Below are 17,724 nucleotides of genomic sequence, written 5' to 3'. Positions count from 1 at the left end.
TTGAAAATTCATATTATTTAATATATTAATTTAAGGTAAATGATTATAGTAATTTTATGGCTAAGGTTAGAGCAATAGAAACGATGGCTACTCTAATAACAGAACAAACATCTTCTTATGATACAGGTATGGTGTCTGAATATTACCTTACTAGAGCAAGACGACACCCTAACTCCTATTGCTGCTTCCAATTTTATCCCTAGCATTAGTTTATCGGCCATTCAAGAAGTACCACTGATATCTTCATCTTCTGCACAAGACTCCGACTACAACATTACACTAGATAAACTATTCGAACAGTTTTACATCACTTACGGAGCATATTCTTTTTACCAATCCAAGTTTTTTCAAACCGCTCAACTAAAACATCTTATAAAAAAGATTATAGATCATCAAGGTGATGATATCAATATTCAAGATTCGTTTAATCATACAGTTCTACATAAGGCCATTTACCGCAAACTTTATGATATAGCTGAATTTTTACTAGAAAAAGGAGCTTCAACAGAGTTAAAAGATTTAGATGGATATACACCTCTTCAATTAGTTATTCATGAAGGCTACACAGAAATGGTTAAATTTAATAATATGGAGCAGATCATCGAGATAAAAACTAATAGAATTAGTACCCGATGATAAATCTGAATTAAAAGCTTTTTTAAGCCGTGCAATAGCGTCTCAAAATAATAATTCTAGCTAGCACAATCGATAATGCTCTTGTTACCACTAAAGATATAGAAAAATTAAATGATACTACAAATTTCTATACCGGTTCAAGAATATCTAAAACTGTTGTGCTTGCTAATGAAAATCCTGAAGAGTTGGGACTTGAATTAGCTGGTGAAGTACATGAAGAGGTTTCTTAAACATACTCAATAATGACCTATAGAACTATTTTAATATAGGTTAATTTAAAAAATATTGACTTATTATGTTTTATTTGCAATAATTATTGATTAATGTTAATAATGATTTTATTTTTTACATAAATAAAGGTTAATTATGCCGCAACTTAAAATAGGTATTTTTAAAATACATAAATATTGTAAAAATATAAAAACTACAACTCAATCAAACGCTAACTATCCCCTAAAGAAAAAAACTACTGAAAAAAAATTAAACCCCACGGTAAAATACAGAAATATGATCCCAACCAAGATATTTGGATACCGGATACTGAACTTCTTGGAACAGATTATGACACATAATTATAAATCTAGCATTCTTGACTACATATATATTGTGAACAAATGCTAAGTTTGAGCTTTAAAATCTAATTTATGTTTAATTTACTTATTGATAATATTATCGTATTCATATACCTAATATCTATTCTACTTATTGGTATATATTACCGAGCTAAAAATAGTAGTTTTAAGAACTATGCACATGTTGAAAGTAAAGCGCAAAATAGTAAGCTGTTATTAATAGCTACGATATTTGTAAGTTCTGTCGGAGGAGCCACCACTTTCGGCATTATGGAAAAGGCTTTTGTGGGGCATGAATATTATGCTTACGCTCTTATACTTACAATACCTATAGATATATTAATTGCAATCTATATAGTGCCTTTAATTGCCAAACATCACGGAGCTGAAAGCATCGGCGATATCCTCAGTACATATTACGGTAATATAGGTCGTTTTATCGGAGGGGTTAGTGCGGTTATCGTTTCAGTGGGGTTTTTGGCTGCTCAAATAAGCGTAAGCGGCTATATTTTTCAATATCTCTTAGAAATAAATGATGTAAATGGGGTAATTTTAAGTTATAGTATAGTACTTATATATACTACAATAGGCGGTTTACAATCTATTGTTTTTACTAATTTACTGCAATTTTTGGCGATGATAATCGCTATACCAACCATAACTTTTATCAGTTTAAATAAAATCGGTTTTGTAGATTTTATTAATAACCTACCTACGGAAAATGCAAATTTTGATCAGAGCAACCTACTTTCTTATACAATTGCAGCAGCTTTAAGTTTTAGCGTCATGAATCTATATCCTACATTTATTCAAAGAGCTTTAATTAATAAAAATTCTACGCAAACAACTAAAGCAATATATGCAAAATCCGCTATATATTTTTTCTTCTTGATTTGCATTACTTTAAATGGTTTAATTGCTTATAAGCTTTATCCAAACCAACCGTCAAATTTAGTATTACCTTATTTAATCAACCAAATCATCCCACATTTAATTCAAGGGATAGTAATGAGTGGACTCTTAGCTGCCGTTATGTCTACTGCTGATTCTGATTTAAACGTTACTTCTATAGCTATTGTTAAAGATATAATCAATCCTATTGTTAAGGTTAAAAATCAGCAAAAATTATTATTAATTGCTCGAATTATTAACGTTATAATAGGAAGTTTTGCAATAATTGTAGCTTTAAAATTTAGTAATGTAATTGACTTAGTAGTATTCTTCACTGGTTTCTGGGGACCGGTAACATTAGTACCGTTAATAACAACGCTTTTTGGTATCAGAACATCTAAAACTATAATGGTCTTATCATCACTTGGCGGAGCAGCTATCTTCTTAATATGGGAATATTATTCTTTATCGTTGCAATATTTCAACCTTAGAGGAGTGTTTATAGGGACAATGGTGAGTCTTGTGATATTTATTCTAGGATGGTGGTATTCTAATGTCATTACGAGGAAAGTCATATAAAATATATTATCTATTTACTTGAAGTTTTAAATAATTTAATATATTAACTCAAGGTTAATAATTGAATTATGAGGATTTTATATCTAAGCAAAATAGTATTGAAGGAAAATATAGCATAATAATTCCTATTGAAGACAAGAATGGGAGAATAAAATTTAAGCTTAATTCACGTGATGACGTTAATGGCAGCACTTTAGCTGATATAGGCTACGTATTCAGAAAATATGCGTAACATGTATTACTCTACTAAGCAAAAAAATGATGCGGTGAACTCTTTAATGACAGGAACTTTAAATTATTCTATTCATGGTACAATGACTCCATATTATCTGACTTAACTAAATTTAATATTAATGATTTATCTCAGAATGATGAACCTAAATTAATAGGCGAAACATGCCAAGAACTTAAAGATCCTATTGAGGATATAAAAAGCTAGCCTTATTGCATGAATCCAGAAACCTGCTCGATGTCATGCCTGCGGAAGCGGGAATTCAGTGACAAGTAGGAAAATCGAGCTTTTAATTTTTTAAATTTAGTATGTCTAGACTTTTTAGTGACTGGATTCCCGCCTCCGCGGGAATAACATCGCGACTCATACAACTAGGTTTTTCATGAGTTATAATATTAGTTTTTTCTGTGCAAAATATTAAAAATCATCTCAGCAAGTAACTTGTTAATACCATTGACTTTAGCAAGCTCATATATGGTTGCGTCGCATACTGCTTTATACGAACCGAAATAATGCAGTAATGCTTTTTTTCGAGTTTCACCTACACCCTCTATATCGTCAAGGCTTGATATTTTTATAGCACGTGATCTACCTAGTCTATGATTCTTTATGGCAAAATTATGCGCCTCATCTCGCAAGATTTGTAAATATTTCATAACCGGCAAATTCTTATCTAGAATGAATACTTCCTTACCTATCACATGGAACTGTTCAAAACCGGCATTTCTATCTACTCCTTTTGACATACAAACAAAAGGAATATTCATTTCAAATTTATCCATCACCTCTTTAACGACGCCTAAATGCCCTTTGCCGCCATCTATAATCATTAAGCTTGGCAATTTATGCGGCTCTTGCCTTAACCTTGTAAGCCGCCTTGTTAGGACTTGCCGGAGCATCTCATAATCGTCACCTTTGATGTCACCCCCGCAGTTCTTTATGCCATTCTCGCGAAAGCAGGAATCCATTAACCTTTTTGGATCCCCGCTTTCACGGGAATGACATATGAGAGAGGGAGCATGGATATTAAAAATCCGATATTCTTTTTTATCAAAACCAACTTTACCAGCAACTACCATCACTCCAACCGCAAACTTACCTTGAATATGGCTATTATCATAAATCTCAATTCTTTCAGGAATTTCAGAAAGACCAAATAGCTCTTTAATTTCAAACATAATCTCTTGATTTTTTGCAAATTTCTTCAAATACTGCTCTAGAGAAAATAAAGCATTTGTCTCAGCATTTTGAACTAATTTAGCCTTACCGCCTTTATTAGGCACTGTAATATTAAGCTGAAGTATATTGTTGATTTGCTTAATCGCCTCTATCACATTCTCTTTATCATTAATTTCATGATTAATTATAATTGCCGCAGGCACGTGTTGTTTTTGGTAAAATTGTAATAAAAAATATTCTAATACTTCTTCTTTGGTACTATTTTCGGTAGAAGTAAGAAAATAAGGGATATTACCGCATGCTTGCCCTGCCCTATATAAAAACACTTCCACGCAATAATGCCCGTTCTTTTCCACAATAGCGATTATATCTGCGTCTTTAACGACATCTGAAACCCCTGCCTTAAGCTGCACATAACTAAGTGCTTTAATGCGATCTCTAATTTCTGCCGCCTCTTCAAAACGCATCTGACTACTTAGCTCTTCTATCTTTCTAGATAGGTTCTCTTGGAGTTCTTTAGTGCGACCTTGTAAGAAATCTTTAACCTGAGTTACTAAGTCTCTATAGACTTCCTTGTTTATTTTACCGACGCAAGGAGCATAACAACGTTTTATTTCATATTGTAAGCAAGGACGAGTACGTGAATTAAAGTAATTATCCGTGCAGGAACGTAATTTAAAAATTTTTTGTAGTTCGGTCAAAGTAGTATTAACTTCCGCACTCGAGGCAAAAGGACCAAAAAACTTCCCTTCACTTAGAGTTTTACCTCGATATTTTAGTAATTGTGGGAAATCATGATCTAAACGTAACTTAATGAAAGGAAAAGACTTGCAGTCCTTAAGAAGAATATTAAATTTCGGCTGAAATTTCTTGATTAACTGTGCTTCTAAAAGTAGTGCTTCAACTTCGGAATTAGTGATGCTATACTCTAAAAAACAAGTATTTGCAATCATCCGAAGCGTCTTATTATCTAAATTGCTTTTAATGTAATTAGTAAGGCGTTTCTTTAAATTTTTAGCTTTACCGACATAGAGAACTTGCTTGTTAACGTCAAACATTCTATAAACCCCTGAACGTTCAGGAGCATCTATAAGTTTAGATTTAATTAACTCACTTCCGGTAATTTCTAGGGTCATGTGTATAGTGTCCTATGTCATTCTTAGCTAAAAGCCGAAATCCAGCAAAAATAACCTTAATATTGATATAAAAATTACACATTAAACCTAAAAAAACAAGTTTTTTATAGGTTTTACTGGATTCCCGCCTTTGTGGGCATGACATAGAAGAGTGCACCATGCAACAATAACCTTCAATTCCCCGTTTTATTATACGGATTGTCATTTGCGACTTTAACATTCACTATTTTTCGTGTATTGTCATCAAAGAAAAAGGTTATTTTAAACTCATCTCCTACATTTAAATCTACTTTTGGGTCATAAAGCATAATATGCATGTCACCGGGCTTAAAATCAACATTAATATTACCGGCAATTAAAAATGGATAATCCACTTTTACCATTTTACTAACCCCTTGATCATTAATTGTTTGATGAATTTCTATTCCACTTATCTTATCTGAAGATATATTCACTAAATTATAACTCTTACTTCTACTATTTATTAATGTAAAATACATAGCAGAATTGCTCACTTTACCTTGCACATTTGTTGTAGGTCTTGCCCAAGGCTGTGCAAAGTGAACGGCTGCCTCTGCAGGTAAATCATCGGGCTGATCAGAAGAAGAATTTGTAGAATTAGGATTTTGAGCTGTTTGGTTATCAGCATAGCTTACTGCACAAATTAAAGTTATAAAACTAATTAGTAATGTTTTTAGCATAAAAATACCCTTAATAAATTAAAATGAAATATTAGCATAGATTAAATATAAATCTAGTTTTTTAAAAGATATTTTTTGTACACTTCTTGTGGTAATCTCTCTATAGCATAACGAACTGTGATTCTTGGCATTTGTAAAGTATAGTGATCCAAAAAATCTATTAATTGTTTTTCATCTTTTTTTCCTGCTTCACGTAGCATCCAACCTACTGCTTTATACATTAAATCATGTTTATCGTTTAAGAGTAATTTTGCTATTTCAAAAGTCGTGTCTAATGTATTATTTTTGATAAAATACCAAGTAGCAACTATAGCTATTCGTCTTTCCCATAGAATTTCCGATTTTGTTAGTGTAAAGAGATAATCCTTTTCTTTATCCCATAAATAAGCTCCGATTATATGATGAGCTGATGCATCCACTAAATTCCAATTATTTATGTGTTTTATATTGTTTAAATAAAAATTATACAAAAACTCTTTATCTTGTGCTGTCTGATATTGCATAATCAAAATAGCTAATGCTAAAAATTTCTCTTCATTAAATTCTGAAGTAATAAGTCGGCTTAAATCCTCCATATCCAAATTATAAATAACTTTTAGCTATTGTACGTAAAGTTGGCACGGTAACACCAATAAATCGGTCATGCTCTTCATACTCTCCTTCTCTAGTTTTCAAGAATAGCGTTCTACGTTCTACAGGAATAGTAGCATTCTCAAGTAAAATATTTCTAATTTGTTGTAAATTTTCTCTCATGTTCAATAAGCCATTTTTTACGATGTAATCCCCTGCCATAGCCTCCAAGTTTGCCATTGCTATTAATAATACGATGACAAGGAACAATGATTGCTAACTGATTCATACCATTAGCATTTGCAACAGCTCTATAAGAATTAGGTTTGCCCAAAACTTTAGCCTGATTTAAATAGCTTCGTGTTTCACCGTAAGGTATATTAATTAATTCTTGCCAAACCATTTTTTGAAATGGGCTTCCTAAAAGATATATAGGCGTATTAAATTTTTGTAAAGTACCGTTAAAGTACAATTGCCTCTTCAATCATTCACATCGGTTCAGTGCTTCCAGGAATAATAGCAGATTCTGTCTTAATCCTTAGCCTCTCAATTTCACGCTCCAAACCTCTTCTATCAACAAACTCTAGCAAATAAAGCAATTTTTCATCACTAATTGCCAGCATAGAACCAAGAGGCGTATCTAGAGCCAAGCCGCTTTTAAAATATTTAAATGCCGGTTAAATTTTGTCGGCGGTCCTCCCATTATTTTAGAGACAGCATCTCGCAAACCGCTACTTGACTCATAACCCATATCAATTTGTGTATTAATGACCGATTCACCCATGCGAATTTGCTTCATCGCAATACCCATACGCCTTGCTCTCACATATTCTACAAACGTCATACCGAAACGTTTTTTAAATTGGCAACGTGCTGTAGAAGCATCTACTGATAGCTCATCACAAGCACCATCTTTCCATCTTTTAGCAGGATTAAACTCAATAGCATTAACAAGAGTACAAACTAAACCTGAAGCTTCGCCAAGGATGTGAAAGAAGCTTGCAACTATGAAGCATGCCAAGCTTCCTTAGCAGTTTTATAAAATTCACAATTTTCAAATTTAGGTTTCCGTGCAGGACAAGTCGGTCTACAAAATACTCTTGTTATTTTAACCGCTACAAAAAAGATATTTTCATATCTGTCATCTTTATTAATTAATGCCTGATAATATTCTTGTCTTTGAAGCTTATTAAACATATTAATTTATCCTATAATATAAATGTATAATTATATTATATACACTTTTTAAAACTCCTGTAACCGAAATTCAGGCATTGATTTTTTATTTAATACTTCTGTCTCTCATGCTCGATAAGCCATTTTTTGCGATCTAGCCCTGAACCATAACCGCCAAGCTTACCGTTATTATTGATGATGCGGTGACACGGAATAATTATAACAAATTTATTTGCTCCATTAGCATTTGCAACGGCTCTATAAGATCTTTCCACACCTATTAATTTAGCTTGGGTAAAGTAACTTCTTGTTTCACCGTAAGGTACATTCATTAGCTCTTGCCATACTAATTTTTGAAATTCGCTTCCTAAAAGATATATCGGAGTATTAAATTGTTGCAAAGTACCGCTAAAGTAAGATTTAAGCTCCTCTTCAATTGATATAATCGGTCTAGTGCGATCTTCAGTAATAGCCAATTTTGTGTTAATCTTAAGTCTTTTAATTTTATACTCTAATCCTTTACTTTCAACAAAATCGAGCAAATAAAGCCTCTCTGTATCACTAATTGCCAGCATAGAACCAAGAGGCGTATCTAGCCAAGCGGATTTTAAACTCATTATTTTACCCTAAATATGATTTCTTAATATTATAATATTGATTTTTTATTTAACAATTTTATATTTTTAAAACTAACAATTTATAGGTAATCACTATGATAAAAGCTCATGTTTTTAAATATTCTCAGGTAATTTTCACCAAGAGGGACCTCGCTATAATAAAATTTAGCAAATACAGCGGACTAAGTATACCGGATATTGCTACTATGGCAAAAGAAGCAGAAAAACTAACGGAATAATAGATCAGTATAAAACCGGTAAAATAACTACCGCAAAATTTCGTAAGAAAATGAATGAGCTTATACAAAAAAAAAAACGGTAATCCTATACGAGATAATGAGGTATTTGATAAAGGCTGGAATGCTATGTGCAAAATAGAACCTGAAAAGCTAACAGAGCTATATAACTTACAACAGACGCATAAATTTCATATCCACATTATAGGCAATACAAACGAATTACAGTATAATTATATTCAATAAAAAATAGAAAAGGCTCCAAATCAACCCACCATTTCTTATACACTTTCATACAAACTTGGTAACTCAGGTGAGAGAGAATTAAAACATTATACAAAACATTTTTTAGCAGCTCGCGATTATGAACCAGTATGGCATATGGAAGCTCAAAATGACTATGATCAAAACGCTTTAGACATATTAGGAAAATAATACGATAATACGACTAAAGATATTATATAAATATTGATAGCTTAAAAATTCTACAATAGCGCATTATGCAATAATTCGCTATTTGCGTTATTTAAGCCAAATCATTTAGCTTCATGATCTTTAGCAAAATCAATTAGGCTTTCCACAACATCACTTAAATTTTCATTACTAAAGTCAATCCTCATTTCTTTTTTAACAACATCAACAAAATAATCATCAAGTGAATTTTTCATTTAAAATGGAAGTGTTTTTTGTCCAATGAACAATTATTTTCTGCTTAATGATGTCATAGGTATCAAGAGCAATTTGAATGGCATTTTCACGCTGATTTTGATCTTTTCGATTCTGTAAGAAGCTATTATTGTTTTGTTAGTGCCGAGTTCACTTGGCACATCATTTTTAAATTCAGCTCTTATTTTTTAATTCTATTTAAAAGATCACTATCTGATAAACGTTTATTATGATGCTGTATTATTGTGTTATTTATTAAGGGTAGAAAATTTTTGATAAAAGGCAGGATCGATATTGATATAATCCTTAATAGTATCTTGTATTTGATTAGCCATATCCATGACCGAATGTTAACCACTTCAGTTTTAGTAAAATGACCAGCAATAACATACTCATCAAGCAACTTCATGACTTGAGCGGTATATATTTTTTTATCCGGTTTTTCTTTATAACGCTTTTCCACTATCTCTTTGAGCTTATTAAATTTTATTCATATTGTAAATTAACTTATTCTTTTTCTTCATAAAATTCATAAGAATTAGAAGCTATAGACATCAGATTTTTAAATTTATTCAACAAGAAATAAAACTTATTGCGTATAACTTCATCGGCTAAATGCTGTTCGAGCTGTTCAGAATCCAAATCGTTAGGCACATTTATAAAAATATTTTTAATGTCTTGTAGTAACGGAAAAAATGCTTTCAATTTATCATCTACAAAAAATATAGCATCTTCTAAATCTTCTCTATCAAAATTGTTTAAACCATAATTTTCCTAAAATTGATGTGCTTGTTTTAATTGATTCGATAACCCTACATAGTCAATTATGTAACCGTATTCTTTGTTTTCCCTTTTTCTTCAAATAGACGATTCGCACGAGCAATTGCTTGTAAAAGATTATGCTCTTTTCATTCTTTGCATATGTAAATAACAACATTACGCGGTGCATCAAAACCGGTTAGTAATTTTGAAACTACAATTAAAATTTCAGGATCATCGGAACTTTTAAATTTTTAATAATTCTATTATTGAATTTTGCTCCATATTGTTCCCTCATGTTTTTTATAAATTTATCTACTTCATTTTCGCTTTCAATATCTTTATAACCGTCCCGGTCATCATTAGCAGATATAACAACTTCAGAACTTACTTGTCCTATATCATCTAAAAATTTTTTAAAACGAACGGCAATTAATCTAGAAGGAGCTATTAACATACCTTTTAAACCTGTGCCTTTAAACGTTTTTAAATAGTGCGTTGAAATATCAAATGCTTTGGCATACATAGCTTCCTTTGTTTGAGCAAGCATCTTTGAGCAACTGAATCTTGTTTTCAAAGCTGCTTTTTCTTCTTGATTTAATCCATTAGTAATCATATCAAAATCTTGTATTACGTCCTGCAAACTCTCAACTACTAAATTATTTGTAGTACTTACTCCCCTTGATACCTACATACCAAATCTTATAGAGTCAAGATTTTGTAAATTTTTCTTTAAGTCTACCAGCGATGTGCCTGCTACTAGCTTTCTTATATCGCCTGCTATCTGCATAGTCTGAGTACCTAGCTGGTATAAATTTAATGCCTGATCTAGAACATCAAGCCATTATGTATTAAGTGATTGGCAAACTTTGCAGTATAGCTTAAATCTGCTTGCATGCCAATATGTATTGTATGCCAGCTTGCATTGTAGTAGATAGAGGATTTAGCTGTATTATATCGACTTCGTCCTCTAAATAAGAAGCTATATGATATTTTAAGGTCAACAGGCATTAGATTAAGGATTGGACTTGCTTCTAAAGACTTGTCTACTAATTTAAAAATGGAGTATGATCTTTAAAAGGATTTTCAGTTTGATCAGAGCTATAAAAAAGCTTATAATTTTGTCCTATAAATAAATTTAATGCCTCTTTATCTATTGCTTTATATTTATCTGCAATCTCCTTTATTTCTTCTAGCGTATAATTATTAGATAAAATTTTAACAAATTCTTTATGAGATAGATTAGTTATTTTTGCTAACGTATTTATATCTTGGAAACTTATTTTATCTTGATAATGATTTGTAAAAGTATATTGCTCATTTTCATAAATAAAATTAACTTTAGCATTTTGCCCCAAAGTTATAGGCATAGAAGGACATTCTTCGTCTAGTATTCTAAGAATAATGCCTTGATATATCTCTATTACAAGAGAATCATAGGTGTTAAACTCTGCAATTTTTACAGAAAAATCCTCGTCTACAATCAATTTAAAAGGTCTGTTATTAGCATTTATTTCTAAAGCTCTATTAGTTATATTAAAATTAACACGTGCATTATTTATGTCTATACTACCTAAGCCATTATAGTAATTCATAGTATTGGTGATACCTAAAAAATATTACTATTAGTATCTAAACTAAAAGAGTGAGTAATATTATCACCTACAGTAACGCCAAGCCAACTATCAAGACCCATGCTTGCCGCTCCCTTTGCATTTATATTTTTTGTTGTACCACTCATTTATGTCCTTATTTTTTTGTTAATTTATAAGAAAATAATATTAATAAGTCAATAAGTCGTATTTAATATCTTCACTGCTATAATTACTGAGTTCTAGCAAAGCTTCGTATATTTCTTTCTCAAGGAAATAGTCACCTCAGCTTTTGAGTATGTAGATTATTATTTTTGCCTAGATTCTGCTGTTGTAAATACTTCCCATAACCAATAATAGTAGGTACAGAATATTTTTTTAGCAAGACATGGAGCGAAAATTAAAACAAAAGGAACATTCAAAGTTTTTACTAAATTTCAAAAAGCCTTGAACCCTGATTGGAAGTGGTGGAGGCAAAGGGAATCGAACCCTTGACCCTCTGCGTGCAAAGCAGATGCTCTACCCCTGAGCTATGCCCCCGATTATTTATTGGCGAGGTTTTTGGAAGTGAAAATATTAAGATAAGCTTTTAACTAATCCCCAAGGTAATGGCTGACCATTGCTTCCTACGACTAAATCTCCGGAAGATTCATATTCGGCAGCTAGAAAAGACTTTTGAGCAGCAATAAGCTTGACCGGTTTGATTTTCTGACCGTTATGAAAATATTCTTTAGCCTGTTCCCTAGAAGTCGGGTTATTTTTGGAAGCTGTTTTTGCTTTAGACATATACTATTAACTTTTTCTTACACTTGTGAAGAATATAAAACTTTTTCCTAAACTTGTCAATAACTACCGTGTCAATAAATAGACATTGCCTAGAAAAAGTTGATAATTTGAAAAGTTGACGTCATTACGAGGAAAATTACAAAGTAATTGACGAAGCAATCTAGTAAAATGCGTAGCATTTTTATTATTGTTCTGGATTGCCATGCTCCTTACAGTCGCTCGCAATGACGATTTGGTATCCATGCAACAGAAGCCTACAGCCGCTTACAATGACGGTATCAACGATTTCTAGGCAATGCCTATAAATATGTTAAGATATCCCAAAACATCATTATTCTTCCGTTATTACTTCACTTTCACCGACAAATGCTATTTTAAATTCTACTATTTCTGATATCGTTTTTCCATCATATATACTAAACCCTACTCCTTTAAATTCTACTTTTGCGTTGATATCAGCACCATATAACAGCTTATATATTTCATCATCCTTAATATCTTTAGAAGTACATCGAACATTTTTAGCAACCGCATGCAAAGGTATGCCTCCGGATTTTCTTTGATCCACCTCAGCTCCGTTCTTAAGTAATAGTTTTGCTACATTAAAGTGCTTACTGCTTCATATAAAGGTGATCCTAGCCAAGCTCCTCGTTCCCGTTTACTGCAGCGCCTTTTGATATTAGATATTCTGCTACAATTTCCGTGACGTGCGGCTGAATTTCAAGGAGTATTCTTCAAAATATCACTACACATATTAACATTTGCTTTTTTTTCTTCAACTAACTATTTAGCCAACTTTTAGTGCATGATTTGTAGATACCGCAAATAGTTCAGTAGTAGATACTGCACGTAATTCATTTAAACTCCTTACTACGCCCACTTTATCAAGAGAACCATAGACTCTTTTAAAACACTTTCAAAGCTACATTGTTTTACATAACGTTCTATATCTTGCACTACTACTTAATAGTTCTTTTATCATATTCTACTTATTTATACTTTGTATTTCTTAAAGGTGATAAAGATCTCATTGTCATTCCTGCAAAAGGCTTGCTTGGATACCCAAATCGTCATTGCGAACAGCCGTAGGCTGCGTGGCAATCTTATGAAATAATAACAAACTCCTGAGATTGCTTCGTCAATTGCTATGCAATTTCCTCGCAATGACGATTAGGAAGTCACGCAGACAATACTGAGCACTCCTACTGATTAATCCTTGCCGTATGGTAACCGTTAGGTAGATCACGCACTCAATCACCTCTTGCAAAAGCGCCAAAGATAATCATAGCGATTTTATCTTGTGCAATATCTAGAATTTGCTACACTATAAAATTAAGCCTAGCTTGGATTTTTAGAGAACGCTGAGGTAAAACATAGAGTAAAAATCTAGGGTATTATAGGTTTTCATCTATTCATTTGCACCATGACAATATTTATATTTCTTGCCTGAACCGCACGGACATAGCTCATTACGAGATACCCTACCCCAACTAGTAGGATCGTCAGGGTTTCTATCTTTTGGATCAATGCGTGATACGACTGGTTTAAGGTCAGTCTCAAGGCTACTGCCTGCGTTATATTTACTAAATGCCGGATCTTCCCGACTCTCACGCATATTTTTCTGAAGTTTTTTATACTCAAGCGAAACATCTTCTTTTTGAACATGTTTTAAGTCAATATGGAAATGGTATACGGTTTGAATAAATAATTCTTTTAAATTATTAAGCATCTGCTCGAATAAGTTAAATGCTTCTCTTTTATACTCACTAAGAGGGTCTTTTTGGCCATAAGCTCGAAGAGATATGCCTTGTCTTAAATGATCTAAGCTATATAAATGATCTTTCCAAACTTGATCAAGGGTAGTTAATAAAATATATTTCACAGCATTATGCATTAACTCGCTACTATAGGCTTCTTCTTTTGACTTATATATATCATGAGCCATTTGTATAACGGTCTTCGTGATTTCTTCTTCCGTTACATCATTTTTACTTACTACATTATGATCAAATTTTATAGAAAAAACACGATGTAATTCTACACTTAAATTCTCTATATCCCAATCTTCTCTATAAGAGCCTACCGGCATGAAAGTTAATACTATCTTTTTGGCGAGTTCCTCAGTAGTACTATCTAAGAAACCGTGACTATCTTTAGATTTAATAATTTCAGTACGTTGCTCGTATATTATCTTACGTTGGTCATTCATTACATCATCAAAACGTAATAAATTTTTACGCATTTCGTAGTTATGTCCTTCCACTTTTTGCTGCGCTTTCTCAAGTGAACGACTAATCATTGGATGGTGGATAGCCTCTCCGTCTTTCAATCCAAGTGTTCTAAGGACTCCTGATATACGATCTGATGCAAAAATACGCATTAAATCGTCATCAAGCGATAGGAAAAACTTAGTTTTACCAGGATCACCTTGTCTACCTGATCTTCCTCTTAGCTGATTATCTATCCTACGGCTTTCATGCCTTTCCGTACCTATCACAAATAAGCCGCCTGCTTCAATAACCTGCTTCTTTTCTTCGGCAATTTGAGCTTTTATTTCAGCTATTTTAGCTTCATAATTATGTTCTTTATCCAGCTGTTCTATTAACATTTCAGGATTACCGCCAAGCATAATATCAGTACCCCGCCCTGCCATATTAGTTGCAATCGTTACTGCCTTCAACCTACCTGCTTGAGCAATAATACAAGCTTCCTGCTCATGAAATTTGGCGTTTAATACTTTATGAGGGATTTTTTCTTTATTTAAAACGCTTGACAGTTCTTCTGACTTTTCTATGCTTATCGTACCGACAAGTATAGGCTGTCCACGATTGTAACAATCCCTAATTAGCTTTAAGATAGCATCATATTTTTCTTTTTTACTGCCGTAAATTTCGTCATCAAGGTCAAGCCTTGTAACTTTATTATGGGTTGGGACTGCGACCACATCGAGATTATATATATCTTTTAGTTCCGGTGCTTCAGTCATAGCCGTACCGGTCATACCCGATAATTTAGGATAATTACGAAAATAATTTTGGAAAGTAATAGATGCTAAAGTTTGGTTCTCATTTTGAATTTTCACATTTTCTTTTGCTTCTAATGCTTGATGTAACCCTTCCGAATATCTACGCCCTTCCATTACACGACCGGTAAACTCATCAATAATCATTACTTTACCTTCACGCACCAAATAATCTACATTAACAGTAAACATATTATGAGCTCTTAAGGCTTGGTTAACATAATGTACTAAAGTTAAATTCTCAAAATCATATAAACTGGTATCTGGTGTTATAATATTTTCTTTACTTAAAAGCGATTCTATATGTGTAATGCCGGTTTCCGTTAAATTGATAGTTTTTAATTTTTCGTCTTTTTCAAAATCACTTGCATTAAGCAGACGTACTATTTTATCAATTTTACCGTATAATTCTGCATTATCATTAACCGGACCCGAGATAACGAGCGGAGTTCTTGCTTCATCTATCAAAATCGAATCAACCTCATCGATGATAGCAAAATTAAAAGGACGAAGTACCCGCTCCTGCAAGCTATACTTCATATTATCCCTTAAATAATCGAAACCGAGTTCATTATTTGTTGCATGAGTAATATCGGCGTTATAGGCGGCTCGTTTTACCTCATCAGGCATACCGCCAACAATACATCCAACCGATAAACCTAAAAAATTGTAAATTTTACCCATGGAAGCAGAATCACGGCGTGCTAGATAATCATTTACGGTTACAACATGTACACCTTTTCCAGTTAAAGCATTTAAGTAAGCAGGAAGCGTTGCAACTAAGGTCTTACCCTCACCAGTACGCATTTCGGTAATCATACCTCGATGTAATATCAGGCCACCTATAAGCTGAACATCAAAATGACGCATACCGCAAACTCTTTTAGCTGCTTCCCTAACTACCGCAAACGCCTCATATACTATATCATCTAAAGTAGCTCCGTTTTTAAGCTTTTCTTTAAACTCCACAGTTTTATTCTTCAACTCCTCATCTGATAATTTTTGTATAGCAGGTTCAAGCAAGTTAATTTTTGTAATTTCAGAAAATAGTTTTTTTACAGTACGATCATTTGCAGTACCGAAAAGTTTTTTTACAATAGAAAGCATTAAAGTCCTTATGATATTTTTAGTATTTTAGTACTTAAATATAGGTATATTTTATAAAATTATCAAATGTTATAATTTTATTTAAATGAATAATTTTTTACTACAAATATTTGTAAATTATTATTAATAAATAAAATATTCTCAAATAGCTGTTGACGGTTATATATTATTTTTATAAAATTTAAGCTTATATTTAACACAATTATGAGTCATAAATGAAAAAATTATCTGTTATATTTTTATCAGTTAGCATGCTTTCCGGCATTGCTTTTGCTGATAAAGACAAGGTAGTTGCTACCTATAAAGGCGGTGAAGTAAAAGAATCGCAAATTATGAAAGAATTTAAGCCTCAGCTTAATCTTCAATCAGGTGAAACAATCAAAAATTTTGATGATTTTCCACCACAAGATCAGGAAAAATTAATAAAAATTTATGTTAACAATCTTTTGTTAAAAGAAGAAGTTGCTAAGTCAAATATTACTTCTTCTAAAGAATTCCAAGAAAAACTTGAAAATGCAAAAAATCAATTAGCTCAACAAGAATTACTAGCAAACTACATAAAATCTAACATTACAGATAAGATGTTTGATGACGAATATAATAAATATGTCGGTAATCTTAAAGGTAAAGAACAAATAAAAGTTGCTCATATTTTAGTTAAATCTCAAAAAGAAGCTAATGATATAAAAACCAAATTAAGCAAAGGCGGAAACTTTACTAAGCTTGCAGAAGAGTTATCTCTTGATAAAGCTTCAGCTTCAAACGGCGGCGTCATCGGTTACATTCTACTAAATCAACCTGGGCAGTTAGTACCAGAATTTGAAAAGAAAGCTTTTGCGTTAAAAGTAAATGAAGTTTCAACTCCTGTAAAAACCGATTTCGGTTGGCATATTATCAAAGTGCTTGAGAAAAAACCTGTGCCTATTCCAACAAAAGAAGAAGCAAAAGTAACTATTGATAATATATTAGCTGCAGAAGTACTAAAGAAATATATTGCTGATTTAGAAGCTAAAGCTAATTTAAAAATCATGTTACCTAAAACAGACAGCAAAACCGGATCGTAATTTATATTTTGTCATTGCGAGAGCGGGCATTCCCCGTATACCAAGTCGTCATTACGAGGAACAACTTTAAGTTTTGACGAAGCAATCTCAGGAGTTTGTTATTACTGCATGAGATTGCCACGTCACTTCGCGCCTCGCAATGATGGTTTGGGTATCCACGCAACAATGCCTCCGCGGGAATGAAATAGGGTTCAGTAACACGC

16 protein-coding genes, 1 tRNA gene and 6 pseudogenes are annotated in these 17,724 nt (G+C 32.5%); 5 read left to right on the top strand and 18 right to left on the bottom strand.

Annotated features, from left to right (window positions below):
* Positions 1-117: 117 nt before the first annotated feature.
* From TENJIKU01_RS03545 to TENJIKU01_RS07500, 3 genes and pseudogenes are all read left to right on the top strand, one after another.
* Entirely contained in the window at positions 118-636 is a 519-nt protein-coding gene (locus TENJIKU01_RS03545) for an ankyrin repeat domain-containing protein (RefSeq protein WP_064429228.1), read from the top strand.
* Positions 637-1,280: 644 nt separating this feature from the next.
* Positions 1,281-2,678 (top strand): sodium:solute symporter, encoded by a 1,398-nt coding sequence (locus TENJIKU01_RS03540; RefSeq protein WP_064429227.1) that lies wholly within the window; start codon positions 1,281-1,283, stop codon positions 2,676-2,678.
* A gap of 224 nt (positions 2,679-2,902) precedes the next feature.
* Positions 2,903-3,117, top strand: a pseudogene (locus TENJIKU01_RS07500) (hypothetical protein).
* Positions 3,118-3,305: 188 nt separating this feature from the next.
* On the opposite strand, the gene uvrC reads toward TENJIKU01_RS07500, so the two are convergent.
* From uvrC to TENJIKU01_RS03505, 8 genes and pseudogenes are all read right to left on the bottom strand, one after another.
* On the bottom strand, positions 3,306-5,225 hold the full coding sequence (gene uvrC, locus TENJIKU01_RS03535) for an excinuclease ABC subunit UvrC (RefSeq protein WP_064429226.1): 1,920 nt from the start codon (positions 5,223-5,225) through the stop codon (positions 3,306-3,308).
* A gap of 173 nt (positions 5,226-5,398) precedes the next feature.
* On the bottom strand, positions 5,399-5,926 hold the full coding sequence (locus TENJIKU01_RS03530; protein ID WP_064429225.1) for a copper chaperone PCu(A)C: 528 nt from the start codon (positions 5,924-5,926) through the stop codon (positions 5,399-5,401).
* 53 nt (positions 5,927-5,979) lie between these two features.
* Positions 5,980-6,501 carry a DNA alkylation repair protein gene (locus TENJIKU01_RS03525; protein ID WP_064429240.1) on the bottom strand — a complete coding sequence of 174 codons (522 nt, stop codon included), beginning with the start codon at positions 6,499-6,501 and terminating at the stop codon, positions 5,980-5,982.
* 7 nt (positions 6,502-6,508) lie between these two features.
* Positions 6,509-6,679 (bottom strand): DNA alkylation repair protein, encoded by a 171-nt coding sequence (locus TENJIKU01_RS07495; protein WP_082894498.1) that lies wholly within the window; start codon positions 6,677-6,679, stop codon positions 6,509-6,511.
* Positions 6,654-7,199 (bottom strand): annotated as a pseudogene (locus TENJIKU01_RS10660) (methylated-DNA--[protein]-cysteine S-methyltransferase). The gene TENJIKU01_RS07495 and the pseudogene TENJIKU01_RS10660 overlap by 26 nt, the downstream one beginning before the upstream one ends.
* Before the next feature lie 30 nt (positions 7,200-7,229).
* Positions 7,230-7,340, bottom strand: a pseudogene (locus TENJIKU01_RS10655) (bifunctional transcriptional activator/DNA repair enzyme protein Ada); the annotation flags it as partial.
* Positions 7,341-7,501: 161 nt separating this feature from the next.
* Positions 7,502-7,693 carry an Ada metal-binding domain-containing protein gene (locus TENJIKU01_RS03510; protein ID WP_082894496.1) on the bottom strand — a complete coding sequence of 64 codons (192 nt, stop codon included), beginning with the start codon at positions 7,691-7,693 and terminating at the stop codon, positions 7,502-7,504.
* Between the two features lie 89 nt (positions 7,694-7,782).
* A complete protein-coding gene (locus TENJIKU01_RS03505) occupies positions 7,783-8,289 on the bottom strand; it encodes a methylated-DNA--[protein]-cysteine S-methyltransferase (RefSeq protein WP_064429224.1) in 507 nt (168 codons plus the stop codon).
* 289 nt (positions 8,290-8,578) lie between these two features.
* Between TENJIKU01_RS03505 and TENJIKU01_RS03500 the strand changes: the two are divergent.
* Positions 8,579-8,771, top strand: a pseudogene (locus tag TENJIKU01_RS03500) (hypothetical protein).
* A gap of 290 nt (positions 8,772-9,061) precedes the next feature.
* On the opposite strand, the gene TENJIKU01_RS10205 reads toward TENJIKU01_RS03500, so the two are convergent.
* The 10 genes and pseudogenes from TENJIKU01_RS10205 to secA form a co-directional block, all read right to left on the bottom strand.
* Entirely contained in the window at positions 9,062-9,193 is a 132-nt protein-coding gene (locus tag TENJIKU01_RS10205; protein ID WP_255374198.1) for a hypothetical protein, read from the bottom strand.
* 505 nt (positions 9,194-9,698) lie between these two features.
* Positions 9,699-9,896 carry a hypothetical protein gene (locus tag TENJIKU01_RS03490; RefSeq protein WP_064429222.1) on the bottom strand — a complete coding sequence of 66 codons (198 nt, stop codon included), beginning with the start codon at positions 9,894-9,896 and terminating at the stop codon, positions 9,699-9,701.
* 203 nt (positions 9,897-10,099) lie between these two features.
* Positions 10,100-10,566, bottom strand: a pseudogene (locus TENJIKU01_RS03485) (UvrB domain 3-containing protein).
* A 433-nt stretch (positions 10,567-10,999) separates the two neighbouring features.
* Positions 11,000-11,545, bottom strand: a complete 546-nt coding sequence (locus TENJIKU01_RS03480; RefSeq protein ID WP_064429221.1) for a hypothetical protein — start codon at positions 11,543-11,545, stop codon at positions 11,000-11,002.
* 14 nt (positions 11,546-11,559) lie between these two features.
* Positions 11,560-11,691 carry a hypothetical protein gene (locus TENJIKU01_RS10200; protein WP_016728225.1) on the bottom strand — a complete coding sequence of 44 codons (132 nt, stop codon included), beginning with the start codon at positions 11,689-11,691 and terminating at the stop codon, positions 11,560-11,562.
* Between the two features lie 316 nt (positions 11,692-12,007).
* Positions 12,008-12,082: transfer RNA gene (locus TENJIKU01_RS03475), tRNA-Ala, on the bottom strand.
* 36 nt (positions 12,083-12,118) lie between these two features.
* A complete protein-coding gene (locus TENJIKU01_RS03470; RefSeq protein WP_004998070.1) occupies positions 12,119-12,328 on the bottom strand; it encodes a hypothetical protein in 210 nt (69 codons plus the stop codon).
* Positions 12,329-12,659: 331 nt separating this feature from the next.
* Positions 12,660-12,896, bottom strand: coding sequence for a hypothetical protein (locus tag TENJIKU01_RS03465; RefSeq protein ID WP_064429220.1), 237 nt, complete (start codon positions 12,894-12,896; stop codon positions 12,660-12,662).
* A 685-nt stretch (positions 12,897-13,581) separates the two neighbouring features.
* Positions 13,582-13,677: pseudogene (locus TENJIKU01_RS10375) on the bottom strand (nucleotidyltransferase); the annotation flags it as partial.
* Positions 13,678-13,736: 59 nt separating this feature from the next.
* Entirely contained in the window at positions 13,737-16,457 is a 2,721-nt protein-coding gene (gene secA / locus TENJIKU01_RS03460) for a preprotein translocase subunit SecA (RefSeq protein ID WP_064429219.1), read from the bottom strand.
* 215 nt (positions 16,458-16,672) lie between these two features.
* Between secA and TENJIKU01_RS03455 the strand changes: the two genes are divergently transcribed.
* Positions 16,673-17,521 carry a peptidylprolyl isomerase gene (locus TENJIKU01_RS03455; RefSeq protein ID WP_064429218.1) on the top strand — a complete coding sequence of 283 codons (849 nt, stop codon included), beginning with the start codon at positions 16,673-16,675 and terminating at the stop codon, positions 17,519-17,521.
* Positions 17,522-17,724: the final 203 nt, after the last annotated feature.

It is taken from the genome of Rickettsia sp. Tenjiku01, assembly GCF_001653015.1.
Taxonomy (GTDB): domain Bacteria; phylum Pseudomonadota; class Alphaproteobacteria; order Rickettsiales; family Rickettsiaceae; genus Rickettsia; species Rickettsia rickettsii.
Note: the sequence above shows the minus strand (reverse complement) of the source record. Positions and strands in the feature narration are given on the sequence as shown.